Annotated in this window: 8 protein-coding genes; 2 read left to right on the forward strand and 6 right to left on the reverse strand. The window is 72.7% G+C overall.

Going from position 1 to position 14843, the window contains the following annotated elements; all coding sequences use genetic code 11:
* Positions 1-37 precede the first annotated feature (37 nt).
* From OG959_RS14065 to OG959_RS14090, 6 genes are all read right to left on the reverse strand, one after another.
* Entirely contained in the window at positions 38-1897 is a 1860-nt protein-coding gene (locus OG959_RS14065) for a GMC family oxidoreductase (protein WP_326658520.1), read from the reverse strand.
* A 47-nt stretch (positions 1898-1944) separates the two neighbouring features.
* Positions 1945-3573 (reverse strand): succinic semialdehyde dehydrogenase, encoded by a 1629-nt coding sequence (locus OG959_RS14070; protein ID WP_326658521.1) that lies wholly within the window; start codon positions 3571-3573, stop codon positions 1945-1947.
* A 186-nt stretch (positions 3574-3759) separates the two neighbouring features.
* Positions 3760-5427, reverse strand: a complete 1668-nt coding sequence (locus tag OG959_RS14075; RefSeq protein WP_326658522.1) for a serine/threonine-protein kinase — start codon at positions 5425-5427, stop codon at positions 3760-3762.
* 131 nt (positions 5428-5558) lie between these two features.
* A complete protein-coding gene (locus OG959_RS14080) occupies positions 5559-8318 on the reverse strand; it encodes a protein kinase (RefSeq protein ID WP_326658523.1) in 2760 nt (919 codons plus the stop codon).
* Between the two features lie 179 nt (positions 8319-8497).
* Complete coding sequence (locus tag OG959_RS14085) at positions 8498-10459, reverse strand: serine/threonine-protein kinase (RefSeq protein ID WP_326658524.1); 1962 nt, start codon at positions 10457-10459, stop codon at positions 8498-8500.
* 438 nt (positions 10460-10897) lie between these two features.
* Positions 10898-12604: a glycerol-3-phosphate dehydrogenase/oxidase gene (locus OG959_RS14090; RefSeq protein WP_326658525.1), complete on the reverse strand. Its 1707-nt coding sequence runs from the start codon at positions 12602-12604 to the stop codon at positions 10898-10900.
* 242 nt (positions 12605-12846) lie between these two features.
* Between OG959_RS14090 and OG959_RS14095 the strand changes: the two genes are divergently transcribed.
* Positions 12847-14109: a nucleotide sugar dehydrogenase gene (locus tag OG959_RS14095; RefSeq protein ID WP_326658526.1), complete on the forward strand. Its 1263-nt coding sequence runs from the start codon at positions 12847-12849 to the stop codon at positions 14107-14109.
* 106 nt (positions 14110-14215) lie between these two features.
* Positions 14216-14785, forward strand: coding sequence for a hypothetical protein (locus tag OG959_RS14100; RefSeq protein WP_326658527.1), 570 nt, complete (start codon positions 14216-14218; stop codon positions 14783-14785).
* Positions 14786-14843: the final 58 nt, after the last annotated feature.

Genomic DNA, 14843 nt, shown 5'->3' on the forward strand with positions numbered 1-14843 from the left:
CTGCACTCGGAGGGGGGTGCAGCCCCTTCTGCTGCCCCTACTCCGTTTTCGTGGACTCCGCTTTCGTGGATTCCGTCTTCGTGGCTTTCGGCGGCACCGCCGGCATCCCCAGGAACGGCAGCCGCAGCGCGCCGAACGCCTCCTTCGGGACGGCGGGCGCCTGCGGCTCGACCGCCGCCAGCCGCTCGTACTCCAGGCCCTGTGCCGGGCGGAGGTCCTGCTCGCCCTTGTTGGGCCAGAAGGACATGGCCCGCTCCGCCTGCGCGGTGATCGTCAGCGACGGGTTGACGCCGAGGTTGGCGGAGACCGCGGAACCGTCGACGACCGAGATGCCCGGGTGGCCGAACAGCCGGTGGTACGGGTCGATGACCCCCTCCTCGGCGCTCGCGCCGATCGGGCAGCCGCCGAGGAAGTGCGCGGTGAGCGGGGTGCCCATGAGCTCGCCGATGTTGGAGCCCGGGAAGCCGTTGATCTCCTCGGCGAGCAGGGTCGCGCTCTGCGTCGCCTCGGCGATCTGCGTCGGGTTGGGCGCTCCGTGTCCCTGGCGGGCGGTGAGCAGTCCCTTTCCGATGCCGCGGGGCTTGCGGTACGCGGTCAGGGAGTTGTCCAGCGACTGCATGACGAGCCCGATGATGGTCCGCTCCGACCAGCGCCGGTTGGAGAGCGAACGCACGGCGAGCGTCGGGTGCTTGGCGATGCTGCCGAACCAGGACAGCACCCGGTGGGTGCTGTACGGGACCTGGAGGACGGTCATCCCGCCCATCGCGTTGGATCCCTTGCCGTAGCGGACGGGTTCGATGTGCGTGTTCTCGTCGGGGTGGATCGAGGAGGTGATGGCGACGCCCTTGGTGAAGTCGGGCTTCGTACCGTGCCGCTTGCGGTAGCGGCGGTCGGAGGTCTGGGCGCCGACGAGGCCCTCGGAGTTGGTCCGGGTCAGCTCGCCGAGCCGGTCCGAGAGCCGGGGCAGCAGCCCCCGGTCCTTCATGGTGTGCAACAGGGTCTGCGTGCCGTACGTGCCCGCCGCCACGACCACCTTGCGGGCGCGCAGCAGGGTGGGCTTCGCCTTCTTCCGGCGGTCGGTCGGCACGGTGGAGACGTGGTAGCCGCCGGCCGGGTCGTCCGTGACCGCGACGACGGACGTCATCGGGTGGATGACCGCTCCGGCCTTCTCGGCGAGGTGGAGGTAGTTCTCGTTGAGGGTGTTCTTCGCGCCGTGCCGGCAGCCGGTCATGCATTCGCCGCATTCGGTGCATGCCTTGCGGGCCGGGCCCGCGCCGCCAAAGTACGGGTCGGCGACGGTGCCGCCGGGCTTCGCCTTCGCCGTGCCGTCCGCGTCCTTGCCGTCGCCGAAGAAGACGCCGACCGGGGCGAGATGGAAGGTGTCGCCGACGCCCATGACCTCGGCGGTCGCCTTCAGATGGACGTCGGACGGCGTCATCGTCGGGTTGAGCCTGACCCCGAGCATCCGCTTGGCCTGCTCGTAGTACGGAGTGAGCTCGTCCTGCCAGTCGGTGATGTGTGCCCACTGCCGGTCCTCGAAGAACGGCGCCGGGGGCACGTACAGCGTGTTGGCGTAGTTCAGCGAGCCGCCGCCGACGCCCGCACCGGCCAGCACCATGACCTTGCCGAGCAGATGCACGCGCTGGATGCCGAAGAGGCCCAGCGCGGGGGCCCAGAGGTAGTTCTTCAGGTCCCAGGAGTTCTTGGGCAGCGTGCCGGGCGTGAAGCGGCGGCCCGCTTCCAGGACGCCGACCCGGTACCCCTTCTCGGTCAGCCGCAGCGCCGAGACCGCGCCGCCGAAGCCCGAACCGACGATCAGGACGTCGTAGTCGTACGCGTCGTCGTCGGCCGAGCCGGCCGGTCCGGCCTGATTCTGGGCAGGGCTGTCCTGGGACATGGCTCTCCTCGGTACGAAAAGGACAGGAATGCTGCGTGGTGCGGGGGTCAGCGCAGGCGGAAGGCCTTCATGGCCTTGAGGCTGCGGCTCATGAACGCCGCGTACTTCGCGTCGTCCATCCCGAAGGACGGGGCGAGTGGGATCAGGCGCTGCTGGGCGACGGTCTGGGCCTCGGTGTACTTGAGGATGCCCTCGGAGCCGTGGCGGCGGCCGAGGCCGGAGTCCTTCATGCCGCCCATCGGGGACTGCACGCTGCCGTACGCGGGGGCGTACCCCTCGTTGATGTTGACCGTGCCGGTCCGCAGCCGGGCGGCGACCCGGTGACCGCGCTTGCCGTCCTTGGTCCAGACGCTGGAGTTCAGACCGTACGGGGTCGCGTTGGCCAGCGCGATGACCTCGTCCTCGTCGCTGAACCGGTAGATGGAGACCACCGGGCCGAAGGTCTCCTCGTTGCAGACGGCCATCGGGGCCTCGACGCCGTCGAGGATCGTCGGCTCGTAGAACAGCGGGCCGACGTCGGGGCGGGCGACGCCGCCCGCGACGAGCGTGGCGCCCTTCTCGACGGCCTCCGCGACGTGCCGGCTGACGGTCTCCAGCTGGCGCTCGCCGACGAGCGAGCCCATGTCGGCGCCGTACGCGAGGGAGGTGCCGAGCCGCATCGCCTTCGTGCGGGCGGCGAACCGGGCCACGAAGTCGTCGGCGACGGACTCGTGGACGTACAGCCGCTCGATGGAGATGCAGAGCTGGCCGGCGGAGGAGAAGCAGGCGCGGACGGCGCCGGCTGCGGCCTTCTCCACGTCGGCGTCCTTCAGGACCAGCATCGCGTTCTTGCCGCCGAGCTCCAGCGAGACGCCGACGAGCCGGGCCGCGGCGCCCTGGGCGACCTCGCGGCCGGTGCGCGTGGAGCCGGTGAACGAGACGTAGTCAGCGTGCTTGACGACCTCGGGGCCGACGACGGGTCCGTCCCCGAGGACGACCTGGAACACCTCGGCCGGCAGACCGGCCTCGATGAGGAGGTCACGGGCCCACAGCGCGGTCAGCGCGGTCTCCGTGTCGGGCTTCATCACCACGGCGTTCCCGGAGACGAACGCGGGCAGCGCGTCGCCGACCGACAGTTCCAGGGGGTAGTTCCACGGCGCGATCTGGCCGATGACGCCGCGCGGCTGGCGCAGCTCGGTGACCTTGGTGAGGGTCGGCACGACCCCGGTGTGCCGCTTCGGCTTCAGGTAGGCGCTCGCCCTGCGGCCGTAGTGCCGGGCGGCGACGGAGACGGCCAGCACCTCTTCGTGGGCGTGCAGCCGGGCCTTGCCGGTCTCCAGCTGGATGAGGTCGAGGACCTCCGACTGGCGTTCCAGGACGAGGTCGTGGAAGCGCAGCAGCACGGCGGCCCTGGCACGGACGGACAGTGCGGCCCAGGCGGGCTGGGCGGCACGGGCGCGCTCGAAGGCGTCCGCCACGTCCTCGGGGGTGGACTCGGGCAGGTCGGCCAGCTTCTCGCCGGTGAAGGGCGTGTGGTTGGCCGTGCGGCCGGAGCCGGCGACGCCGCGGGTCAGCTGGGCGATCACCTCGGGCGTCACGACATCGGCGGCCGTGCGCACGCCCGCGGGCGCGGCGGCCACCGGGTTGGTGCCGGCAACCGCGGCGGTGGTGGGCGTGGAGGCCTGCGAGTCCGTCATGAGGGCGAGAGTACGTCCAGCCGGAGCCTTTGGGTACCCGTGGGTAACAGCTTTTCACACTCCCCACAACAGCCCTCCGCGGCCACCCGTCAACCAAGCCAGTGATCACTGGCTGAATAACCGCTGATCAGGGGGTATCTTCCCCGGCGTTGCCGACTGAGGAGGCGCCGCAGGAGTCCTGCGGGGTCAGTCGGAATCGGCCGGCGCGCGCCAGCTGCGCAGCATCGTGTTGAACCGGTCCCGGGTGACGTCCCAGTCCTCCTCCGGCCCCGTCATGTACAGCGCGTACTCCGGGCCGCCCTCCTTCGCGTAGTACATCTGGTCGATGGCATGGCGCGGCTCGCCGGGCTTCTCGTTCCAGGTGAACTCCCAGATGGACCCGGGCTGGTCCCGGTAGACGTTGGAGTTCATCTCCAGGCTCCGGTAGCCCGGCAGCCGCTCGCGCAGCCGCGTCTCCAGGTCCTGCATGTGCGTGTACGGGTGGTCGAAGTCCGGTGCCGGGTCCGCGCTGAAGCGGAAGTAGTGCACTCCGTCGTCCGGGGTGTAGTCGATGTTGGTGCCGTTCACCTGGCGCTCCCAGCCCACCGGCATGAGGATGCTGAACCCGGCCGGGTCCTCCACGCGCCGCCAGCCGTCCGGGACACCTTCCTTCGCCGGGTCCGGCTTCGGCGTGGGGGTGGGGGTGGGACTGGCGGTGACCGGCCCCGGCGACCGGGTGCCGTGCGACGCCGTGCCCCCGGTCCCGGGATCCGCGTCCGTGCGGTTCGCGTACATCAACGCGGCGACGCCCGCACCGCCGCCCACCAGGGCCGCCAGCGCGATGACCACGACCGTGGTGCGCCAGCGGCTGCGCCGGGCCACGGGTGCGGTGCCGGGGGCCGGACCGGGCCCGGGGTAGGGCAGCCGGGCAGTGCCGCCGCCGGGTATCCCGCCGCCGGAGGCCCCGTCGGGGCCCATCGCGTGCAGGACCTCCTCGGGCACCCGCTGGGTGGGGACGTACGCCTGGGCCGACCGGGGCGCGCGCCCCTCCATGGCCTCCAGCAGCATCCGCTCGGCCTCGGCGGCCGAGGGCCGGTCCTCGGGTTCCTTGCGGAGCAGCGCGGTGATGACGTGGCCCAGCGCCCCGGCCCGCTCGGGCACCGGCGGTTCCTCGGTGACGACGGCCTGCATCGTGGAGATCGGTGAGGTGCGGCGGAACGGCGAGCGTCCCTCGACCGCGGTGTACAGCGTGGCGCCCAGCGACCAGAGGTCGGACGCGGGGCCGGGATCGCCGCCGCGGACCCGCTCGGGTGCCAGGTAGTCGATGGAGCCCACCAGTTCACCGGTCCTGGTGATGGTCGAGTCGCCCTCTATCGCCGCGATCCCGAAGTCGGTGAGCAGCACCCGTCCGTCGCGGGCGAGCAGGACGTTGCCCGGCTTCACATCGCGGTGCAGCACCCCGGCGTCGTGCGCGGCGCGCAGGGCGCCCAGCACATGGAGCCCGATCCTGGCCGCCTCGCGGGGCTCGACCTCACCGGATTCCTTGGCCTGGTCGGCAAGTGACGGCCCGTCGACGTACTGCATGACGATCCACGGCCGGTTGTCGTACTCGATCACGTCATGGACGGTGACCACGCCGGGATGCGTGATGCGGGCCGCGGCGCGGGCCTCCTTCTGGGTACGCGCGTGCAGCACGACCCGGTCCGCCTCGGCGACGTACAGCCCGGCGGTCAGCTCCTTGACGGCGACGGTGCGGTGCAGCACCTCGTCGTGGGCGCGCCAGACCTTGCCCATGCCGCCGCGTCCCAGGACCTCTCCGAGCCGGTACCTCCCGGCCAGCAGCAGTCCCGCTTCCGTGCCCTGCGATCGTTCCACGTGTCCCCGCCCCGTTCCTTCGGATGCCAGGTTACGGAGGGGAAGTACGGCCACGGAACCTCGCACCGCTCACGAGATCGCACTGTGATGCATGTCGCCCCCGGGCCCGCACTCCGTCGAACCGCTTCCGTTCACTGTGTCACGCGGTAGGAGGCACTGGCCTGTTGGTAGATGTCGCTCACCTTGTCGCGCTGGCTCTCCGGGCCCATGACCTGGAGAATGTGGTATTTGCCCTTGACGACGATCACCAGGTTGCGGACGTACACCTCGCGGCCGTCGGCCTCCTGCCAGGTGAACTGGCCCTCCGCCATGGCCTGCTGTCCGACGTCGATCCGGCGCAGCCCACTCGCCGACGCCCAGCTGGAGTCGCGGAACTGCTTCAACTCCGGCTCCTTGTTCCGCTGGTAGTCGAGCGGGTCCGCGCCGTTCGCCTTCACGGTGTCGCGCCCGGGGACGACGAGGAGGCTGAATCCGTCGCTCCCGTAACGGATCTGACGGTCCGCGTTGGCGGGGCTGCGCTGCCAGCCCTTGGGCGCCCCGACCTCGAAGCCCTCGGGGTCCTTGCGCAGCGAGTAGCCGGGGGCCAACGCGACGGCGGAGCGGCTGGTCTGCGGCTGCTGCGCGCCGGAGGAGGCCGGGGCGGACGGGTCGTCGGAGTCCTGGCCGCCCGGCTCGGGTGCTCCGGACTCCGTACGGGAAGGAGCGGCGCCCGCTCCGGACTCCGTACCGGACTTGGGCATGAACATCACCGCGTACGCGACCGCCGCGGCCAGGAGCAGCAGGATCAGGACGAGCAGCAGCCGCCCGAGCCGGCGCGGTGCGCGCGCGCCGCCCTGCTGCGGGCGGGACGGGGTGCGGAGCGCCTTGGGGCCCTTGGGCTCGCGGGGCGGCCTGGGGTTTCTGGGCTCGCGCGGCTGGAGCGGGGCCCGCTCCGCCGGTTCCGGCCGTTCCCCGGTGTGGCGGTGCCGACCGTGCGCCGACCCGCCCCGGCGGCCTCGGCGCTTGCGGACGAGTTCGCCGCGGCGGCGTACGACGGGCAGCCGGGTGGCGTCCGGGGAGGGCAGCGTCACGACGTCGAGACCGGCCTCCGGCTCGGGCGCCGACCGCACGAGGGAGCGCAGCCAGCCGCGCAGTTCCTCGAAGTCCGGGCGCTCGGTGGGGTCCTGGCGCAGCAGCGACTCGACGACGGGGCGCAGCGGGCCGCACTCCTCGGCGAAGGCGGGCGGTTCGCCGCAGACCATCTGGACGAGTTCGGCGGCGTTCTCCTCCGGGTACGGGGCATGGCCCTGCACGGCACGGTAGAGCAGCGCGCCCAGCGCCCAGAGGTCGGTGGAGGGGCCGATGGGCGGTGCCAGCTGCCAGTTCTCGTGGACCGGTCCGGCCTGCTCGGGCGCCCAGCGCTCGGTGACCGCGCCGACGACGGCGATCCGGGCCTGCCGGGCGCGCTCGGCGGCGAGGGTGGTGGCGGGGCCGCGGTAGGCGGAGGTGTCACGGCTGCCGGCGACGATCTCGTCCCAGCGGCCCGGGGCGGTCTCGGGGGCGGTCTCCCGGGTGGCGGCCGGCAGCTGCGGGCGGACGGCCGGGGTGGCGCCCTGACGCCGGGAGTCGGCGCGCAGGGCGTCCTCGCTGGAGCCTCCGGCGGGCACCGGGCGACCGCGGCCTGGGCCGTCGTCCCAGGAACCGGTCAGATGGAGCCGCCGGGGCGGCGGGCCGTCGTCGCCCTCGTCGTCGAACGCGTCCTCGTCGTCGTACAGGTCCTCGTCGTACGCGTCCGGGGCGGCGGGCCGGCCGAGGGGCTGCAGCGGCTGGGCCGGCCGCTGGACCGGAAGGGTGCCGGTGTCCCGGGCGTCGTCCCGACCGGCCCGGCGCTCCTCCTCGCCGACGCGGGCGGCCGCGCGGGCGCCCGCGCGGTACGCGGCGATGGCCCCCGCCCGCGCGGCCCGCGCCTGCGCGCTGCCGGCCTCGGCGGCTGGAACGGGCACGGTGGCGGGCGGTACGGGCGGCGACGGCCGGCGCACGGACTCCAGCTCGCCGGCTCCGTAAGGCTGCGCGGGACCATCCCCGGCCCCCGCCTCGATGGCCGCGGGCCCACGGGAGCCGGGCACGTCGGGGCGGTCGTACGGATCGGCGCGCCCGGGCTCGACGGCGGGCGGGCCGTACGGGTCGTAGCCGCCCGGACCGGCTGCCGGCAGGGCGTACGGATCGGTGTCCGCCGGCTCGACCGCGGGCGGTGCGTACGGGCCCGTGGGCCCCGACTCGACCGCGGGACCGCCGTAGCCTTCCTCGCCGTCGTCGTCGGCGCGCGGCACCGGCACGTAGCCGCAGAGCGCCTCCTCGGCCGCCCCGGCCGCCAGGCCGGTCAGCACGACGCGTCCGTCGTCGCAGATGAGCACCGTGCGCACGGTGATGTTGCGGTGGGTCCAGCCGTGCGCGTGCAGGACGCGCAGCGCGGTGAGGACGTCGGAGCCGATCTCGGCGGCCCGGTACGGATTGAGCGGGCGCTCCGCGAGCAGCGCCGCCAGCGGCCTGGCCGCGACCAGTTCGCTCACGATCCAGAGCGACCCCGCCTCGGCGAACACGTCGAAGACCTGGTCCAGGCGCGGGTGGTCGGGCACCTGGGCCGCCGCCTGGGCGGCCTCGATGGCGCGCCGGACCGCGGGGTCGGTGGACCGCCGCACGGTGCGCCCGCCGGCGCGTCGCGCCGCCGTGGGCAGCCCGTCCGCGTCGAGCACCTCGGCGTCCACGACCTCCGGCAGCGGCACCTGACGGACCAGCACCTCCTGGCCGCTGTAGGTGTCGAACGCCCGGGTCTCGACCAGTTCGTACTCGTCGGACGGAGGCAGCGGAAGGCGGTAGCGGTCGGCAAGTACCCGACCCGCATAGTCGTCCACGACGCCTCCCCAGAGCGCGCTGTCCCCCGGTCACGTAGACCGCACGAAACCGTCAATTGCGGTCACTTGCTGTGCAATTGACTTGTGGTTTCGGCTGCGTACGGTCTTCGAGCTCTCACAATACGTGGCAAGAGGCCGCCGCGCGGCAGGGTCGGCCCAACCCGGCCGGACGGCTTCCGTCAGTCGACCGGCGCGAAGGTGTCGAACGCCGTCTTGCGCAGCGTCCGGCACTCCGCGCCGTCCCACTCGTCGGCCTTGCAGCTGATCATGATCGCGTACCCGTGGCCGCCGTCGACCTTGAAGCCCCGGTTGATCACCCGGACCCGCTGGCCCTGCTGCGTGCGCTCGAACTGCCAGTCGGCGACCGTCGGGTAGCCCTTGTACTGGACCTCGTTTATGCCGAGGTGGTGGTAGCCGTTGCTGGTGGCCGCGACGGCGGCCCTGGCTGCCCTCCAGGCCGCGGCGGCGTCCCCGCCGGGCGAGCCTGTGTAGTCGACCTGGACCCGGGGGAAACCGCCGCTGACGTTGTATATGGCACCGGCGTTGGCGCCCGACTTCTTGTCGAAGCGGAAGTCCTCCGGCATCGCCAGGGAGAAGTGGAACTCCTTGTTCTGCACCGTCTTGAAGCCGGTGGGCACGGCGTCGTCCTGCTGGTCGCCCTGCCCGTCGTCCGACCCCTTGCCCGAGTCGTCGCTCTCGCCCTGGCCGCCGTCCGTACCCTGCTCGCCCTTGCCCTGCTCGTCCTTGCCCTGCTCCTTGCCGCCGCCCTGCTCGGTGTCTGCCGAACTGCCGGAGCCGCCGGAGCCGCTGCCCGCGGAGGATCCGGCCGAGGCGGACGTGCCGTCCTTGACCTTGCCCGCGTTGCCGGAGTCCTCGTCGTCGCCGCCGAGCGTGAGCGCGAGGACCGTGCCGAGCACGGCGAGCGCGATGACGGCCGCGATGATCGCCAGCGTGCGGCGCGGCACCACGTCCGTCAGGGACGCGCGGGGCGGGGTGACCGGCGAGGTGGCCGGACGCGGCGGCGGTACGGCTCCGGAAGGCGAGGCCGTGGCGGTCGTGGGGGCCTTGGCCGGCCGGGCCGGAACGGAGGCCACGGCACCGGCGCCCGCCGCGGGTGCCGCCTTCGCGTTCCGCGCGGAGCGCAACGCGCCGCGCAGCCGGTCCCTGGCGCCCTCACCCGGCTCACCGGACTTCTGCGCCGCCCTGGGCGGGGCGTCGGCCACGTTCTTGGGGAGCGCCATCACCTGGGTGGCGTCGGCCGGCGGCGGAACCGGAACCTCCGGCTGCTCCGGGGCGTCGATCACGTCGTTGAGCAGGGCGCGCGCGCCGGCGTCGTCGAGGCGCTGCTCGGGGTCCCGGGCGAGGAGCCCGTAGATGACCTCCTCCAGCGGGCCCGCGTTCTTCGGCGGGTCGAGCGGCTCGGTCATCACGGCGGTCAGGGTCGCGATCGCGGACCCCTTGTCGTACGGCGGGCAGCCCTCGACGCTCGCGTACAGCAGTCCGCCGAGCGACCAGAGGTCGGCGGGCGGGCCGGGCTTGTGGCCGCGGGCCCGCTCCGGCGAGATGTACGAGGGGGCGCCGACGAGCATGCCGGTGGAGGTGACCGACGGGTCGCCCTCGACCTGGGCGATGCCGAAGTCGGTCAGCACGACCCGGCCGTCCTCGGCGATCAGCACGTTGGACGGCTTCACGTCGCGGTGCAGAATGCCCTCGCGGTGCGCCGAGCGCAGCACGTCGAGGATGGCGAGGCCGACCTCGGCCGCGCGCCTCGGCGTCAGGACGCCGTCCTCGCGGACCGCCTCGGCCAGTGACTTGCCCTCGATGAGTTCCATGACGATCCACGGCCGGTCGTCCTCGTCGACCACGTCGTAGACGGTGACCGCGCCGTTGTTGCGGATCCGGGCGATCGCCTTCGCCTCACGCAGGGTGCGCGTGATGAGCCGCCGCTTCTCGTCGTCGTCGATGGCCGACGGGAACCGCAGTTCCTTGACCGCGACCGTGCGGCCCAGCGTCTCGTCGACGGCGCGCCAGACCGTGCCCATTCCACCCCGGCCGAGCACCTCTCCGAGCCGGTACCGCCCCGCGAGAAGACGTCCGTCCTTGTCCCGTTGGGGCTCCCGTGCCTGCTCCGCCTCCGACATGCGTCCCCTCTGCGATCAACCCGCCCTGGCAGAGCGTTCATTGTCCCTCACCCCGGGACCGGTCCTGGTGCCGGGTCCGGGGACCGTCATAAGTGGCCGACGGAAGGGATTTCCGGCCGGGCCCGTACGCGCGGCGCTGCCCCGCCACGACCGCGGACCCCTGCCCTGCTCCGCCTCTGCTCCGCCCAGCGAACCACATCCCGCCGCGGGCACCCTCCTGCCTACCACGGCCCGTCGTCAGGAGCGACGCTCCGAACCGCCGTATTCCCGGGCCGGACTGACGCACCGCCCCCACGGGTGCGCCCCCTGCCCCGCCGCCCCACGCGAACCCGCGCCGGGCACGCCGGAGTTCCGCCGCGCCCTCGTGCCACCGCCCCGCCCGGTGGAGAACGGCCGGTGGGCGGGGCGGCGGGCAGGGCGGCGGGCCGGGACGCCGTCCTAGATGGGCACGATGTCCGGTGCCCCCAGCCGCGCCGCGTCCGCCGTCAGGTCGTCGGGCTGGCGCTGCGACTCCCGTTCCGCCTCCACCCGCTTCTCGTAGTGGGCGACCTCACGCTCGATCCGGCCCTTGTCCCAGCCGAGCACCCGCGCCATCAGCTCCGCACACAACCGCGCGGAGCGTGTGCCGCGGTCGAAGGTCTCGATGGAGATCCGGGTGCGCCGGGTCAGTACGTCGTCGAGGTGGCGGGCCCCCTCGTGCGAGGCCGCGTAGACGATCTCGGCCTTCAGGTAGTCGTCGGCGGCCGGCAGCGGTTCACCCATCACCGGGTCGGCGACGATCAGCTCCAGGATCTCCTCGGTCATGGAGCCGTACCGGTTCAGCAGATGCTCCACCCGGGCGACGTGGAGGCCGGTGCGGGCGGCGATCCTGGCCCGGGCGTTCCACAGGGCGCGGTAGCCCTCGGCGCCCAGCAGCGGGATGTCCTCGGTGACGCACTCCGCGACCCGCTGGTCGAGGCCGTGCACCGCCTCGTCCACGGCGTCCTTCGCCATCACCCGGTACGTCGTGTACTTGCCTCCCGCGACGACGACGAGGCCCGGCAGCGGGTGCGCCACCGTGTGCTCGCGCGACAGCTTGCTGGTCGCGTCCGACTCGCCGGCCAGCAACGGCCGTAGCCCCGCGTAGACGCCCTGGACGTCGTCCCTGGTCAGCGGCGTGGCCAGGACCGAGTTGACGTGTTCGAGCAGATAGTCGATGTCCGCGCTGGAGGCGGCCGGATGGGCCTTGTCCAGGTCCCAGTCGGTGTCCGTCGTCCCGACGATCCAGTGCCGTCCCCACGGGATGACGAAGAGCACGGACTTCTCGGTCCGCAGGATCAGGCCCGTGGAGGAGTGGATGCGGTCCTTGGGGACGACCAGATGGATGCCCTTGGAGGCCCGCACGTGGAACTGGCCGCGCTCACCGATCAGCGCCTGGGTGTCATCCGTCCAGACGCCGGTGGCGTTGACCACCTGTTTGGCCCTGACCTCGTACTCGTCGCCCGCCTCGACGTCCGCCACCCGGGCGCCGACGACCCGTTCGCCCTCCCGGAGGAAGCCGACCACCCGTGCCTGGTTCGCCACCTGCGCGCCGTACCCGGCGGCGGTGCGCACCAGCGTCGCGACATAGCGGGCGTCGTCCATCTGGGCGTCGTAGTACTGCAGGGCCCCCACCAGGGCGTCCCGCTTGAGCGCCGGCGCGACCCGCAGGGCCTGGCGGCGGGAGAGGTGGCGGTGCACGGGCAGACCGCGGCCGTGCCCGGACGACACCGACATCGCGTCGTACAGCGCGACGCCGGAACCGGCGTACAGCCGCTCCCAGCCCTTGTGCTGCAACGGGTAGAGGAACGGCACCGGCTTCACCAGGTGGGGGGCGAGGCGCTCCAGCAGCAGCCCGCGCTCCTTCAGCGCCTCGCGGACGAGCGCGAAGTCGAGCATCTCCAGATAGCGCAGCCCGCCGTGGATCAGCTTGCTCGACCTGCTCGACGTGCCGGACGCCCAGTCGCGCGCCTCGACCAGTCCGGTCGAGAGCCCTCTCGTCACCGCGTCGAGCGCCGTCCCGGCGCCGACCACGCCCGCCCCCACGACCAGCACGTCCAGTTCGCGCTCGGCCATCGCGGCGAGCGCTGCCGCACGCTCCGCGGGTCCCAGTGTCGCTGTCCTCACTGCTGCCTCCCGGTAGATCGGGGTGGTCCGGCACGGGGATGCGGTCCGACCGCGGGGTCGGGTGCCCGTGCCCACCTCTCGATTCTGTCCGCGCTCCGCGACTTCAGCCACCGCCTGTGGACAACACCCGGACGACGACGGCCACACAATGCGACATATAGGTCATATTTACGCCTAGTCTGACATTGCACTGTCCCCAGCAGTTGCGCTTTCTCGGTTCTTAGGGAAGGACGGCCACCCACGTGCCTGCAGACCTCGCCGTCATCGGACTCGGTCACCTCGGCCTGCCCCTCGCCCAAGCCGCCGTATCGGCCGGTATCCAGACCATCGGCTACGACACCGACCCCCGGGCCTTCGCCGAGCTCTCCGCGGGCCGTACCCCGGTCGAGGGATCGCTCACCGCGTCCGACATCCGCCGGATGCTGTCCGGCGGATTCCGCCCCACCACCAACCAGGCCGAGCTGGGCCGGGTCCGTACCGCCGTGATCTGCGCCCCCACCCCCCTCGGCCCCGACCGCACCCTCGACCTCACCGCCGTCGGCGACGCGGCCCGCGCCCTGGCCGCCCGGCTGCGCCCGCACACCACCGTGCTCCTGGAATCGGCCGTCCACCCCGGCACCACGGAGAACTTCCTGCTCCCCCTCCTCGAAGAAGGCTCCGGACTGCGCGGCGGGCGCGACTTCCACCTCGCCCACTCCCCCAGCCGCCTCGACCCCGGCAACCGGACCCACGTCTACACCAACACCCCCAAGGTCATCGGCGGCCTGACCCCCGCCTGCACGGAGTCGGCCGCCGCCTTCTACGGCCGGCTCACCGACAAGGTCGTCCGCGCCCGCGGCCCGCGCGAGGCCGAGATGACGAAGGTCCTGGAGACCAACTTCCGGCACGTCAACATCGCGCTGGTCAACGAGATGGCCGTGCTCTGCCACGACCTCGGCGTCGACCTCTGGGACGTCATCCGGTGCGCCGAGACCAAGCCCTTCGGCTTCCAGCCCTTCCGCCCCGGCCCCGGCGTCGGCGGCCACGGCGCCCCGGTCGACCCGGGCTACCTCCCGTACAACAGCCGCACCCCCGGACACCCGCTGCGGATGGTCTCGCTCGCCCAGGAGATCAACGACCGGATGCCGCAGTACGTGATCCAGCGCTGCGCCACCCTCCTCAACGAGCACGGGAAGTCCGCCCGCGGCGCCCGGATCCTCCTGCTGGGCGTCACCTACAAGCCCGACCTCGCCGACCAGGAGGCCTCCCCCGCCCGCGAGATCGCCACCCGGCTGATGGACATGGGCGCCCAGATCGGCTACCACGATCCGCACGTCCTGGACTGGCGCGTCCGCGAACTCCCGGTCCCCCGCGCCGATTCGCTGTACGAGGCCGCGTCGAGCGCCGATCTGACGGTGCTGCTCCAGCACCACCGCACCTACGACCTCCAGGGCCTCGCGGTGAAGGCGCAGCTCCTTCTCGACACCCGTGGCGCCACCCCGGCGGGGGCCGCGCACCGCCTCTGATCGCAGTCCCCCCAAGGATTCCGGTGGGTCAATGTCGGAACCGACTGCTAGCCTGCGGCGTCACTCCTCGCACAACCGTGCGCCACAGTCCCAGGGGGAACCCACCATGAGCACGCCCGTACCACCGCCGAACCAGCCGTACGACGGCCAGCCGCAGCCCGGCAACCCCTACGCCGCGCAGCCCGGTGCCCCGACCGGCAACCCGTTCGCGGGTCAGCAGCCCGTCGGCGCCCCGTTCGGCGGCGGTGCACCGTTCGCCCCGGTGGCACCGGCGCGCAACAACGTGGGCCTGGGCATCCTCGTCGCGTTCATCGCGGCGCTCGTCGCGGCGGGCATCTACGGTGCGATCATCGGCGCCACGAAGCACGAGATCGGCTACGCGGCCGTGGGTGTCGGCGCCATCGTCGGCTTCGCCGCCGGCAAGCTCGGCGGCCGCAACCCCGCCCTGCCCGTCATCAGTGGCGCCCTCGCCCTGGTCGGCGTCTACTTCGGCCAGCTGCTCGGTGAAGCGATCATCATCAGCAAGCAGCTCCCGCTCTCGGTCACCGAGATCTTCTTCGACCACTTCAGCGACCTGAACACGGTGTGGAAGGAAGACTCCGACGCGATCAGCTTCGTCTTCTTCGCCGTCGCCGCCGTGGTCGCGTTCTCCACGGCCCGCAAGACGTCCGACTAGTCGCGGACCGCACGCAGGACACACGGGAGGGCCCGGACCGCGATCGCGGTCCGGGCCC

It is taken from the genome of Streptomyces sp. NBC_00385, from assembly GCF_035917155.1.
Taxonomy (GTDB): Bacteria; Actinomycetota; Actinomycetes; order Streptomycetales; family Streptomycetaceae; genus Streptomyces; species Streptomyces poriferorum.

Coding starts and splice junctions, on each gene's coding strand:
- OG959_RS14065 (WP_326658520.1), bottom strand. CDS start 1,897: ATGTCCCAGGACAGCCCTGCCCAGAATCAGGCCGGACCGGCCGGCTCG.
- OG959_RS14070 (WP_326658521.1), bottom strand. CDS start 3,573: ATGACGGACTCGCAGGCCTCCACGCCCACCACCGCCGCGGTTGCCGGC.
- OG959_RS14085 (WP_326658524.1), bottom strand. CDS start 10,459: ATGTCGGAGGCGGAGCAGGCACGGGAGCCCCAACGGGACAAGGACGGA.
- OG959_RS14100 (WP_326658527.1), top strand. CDS start 14,216: ATGAGCACGCCCGTACCACCGCCGAACCAGCCGTACGACGGCCAGCCG.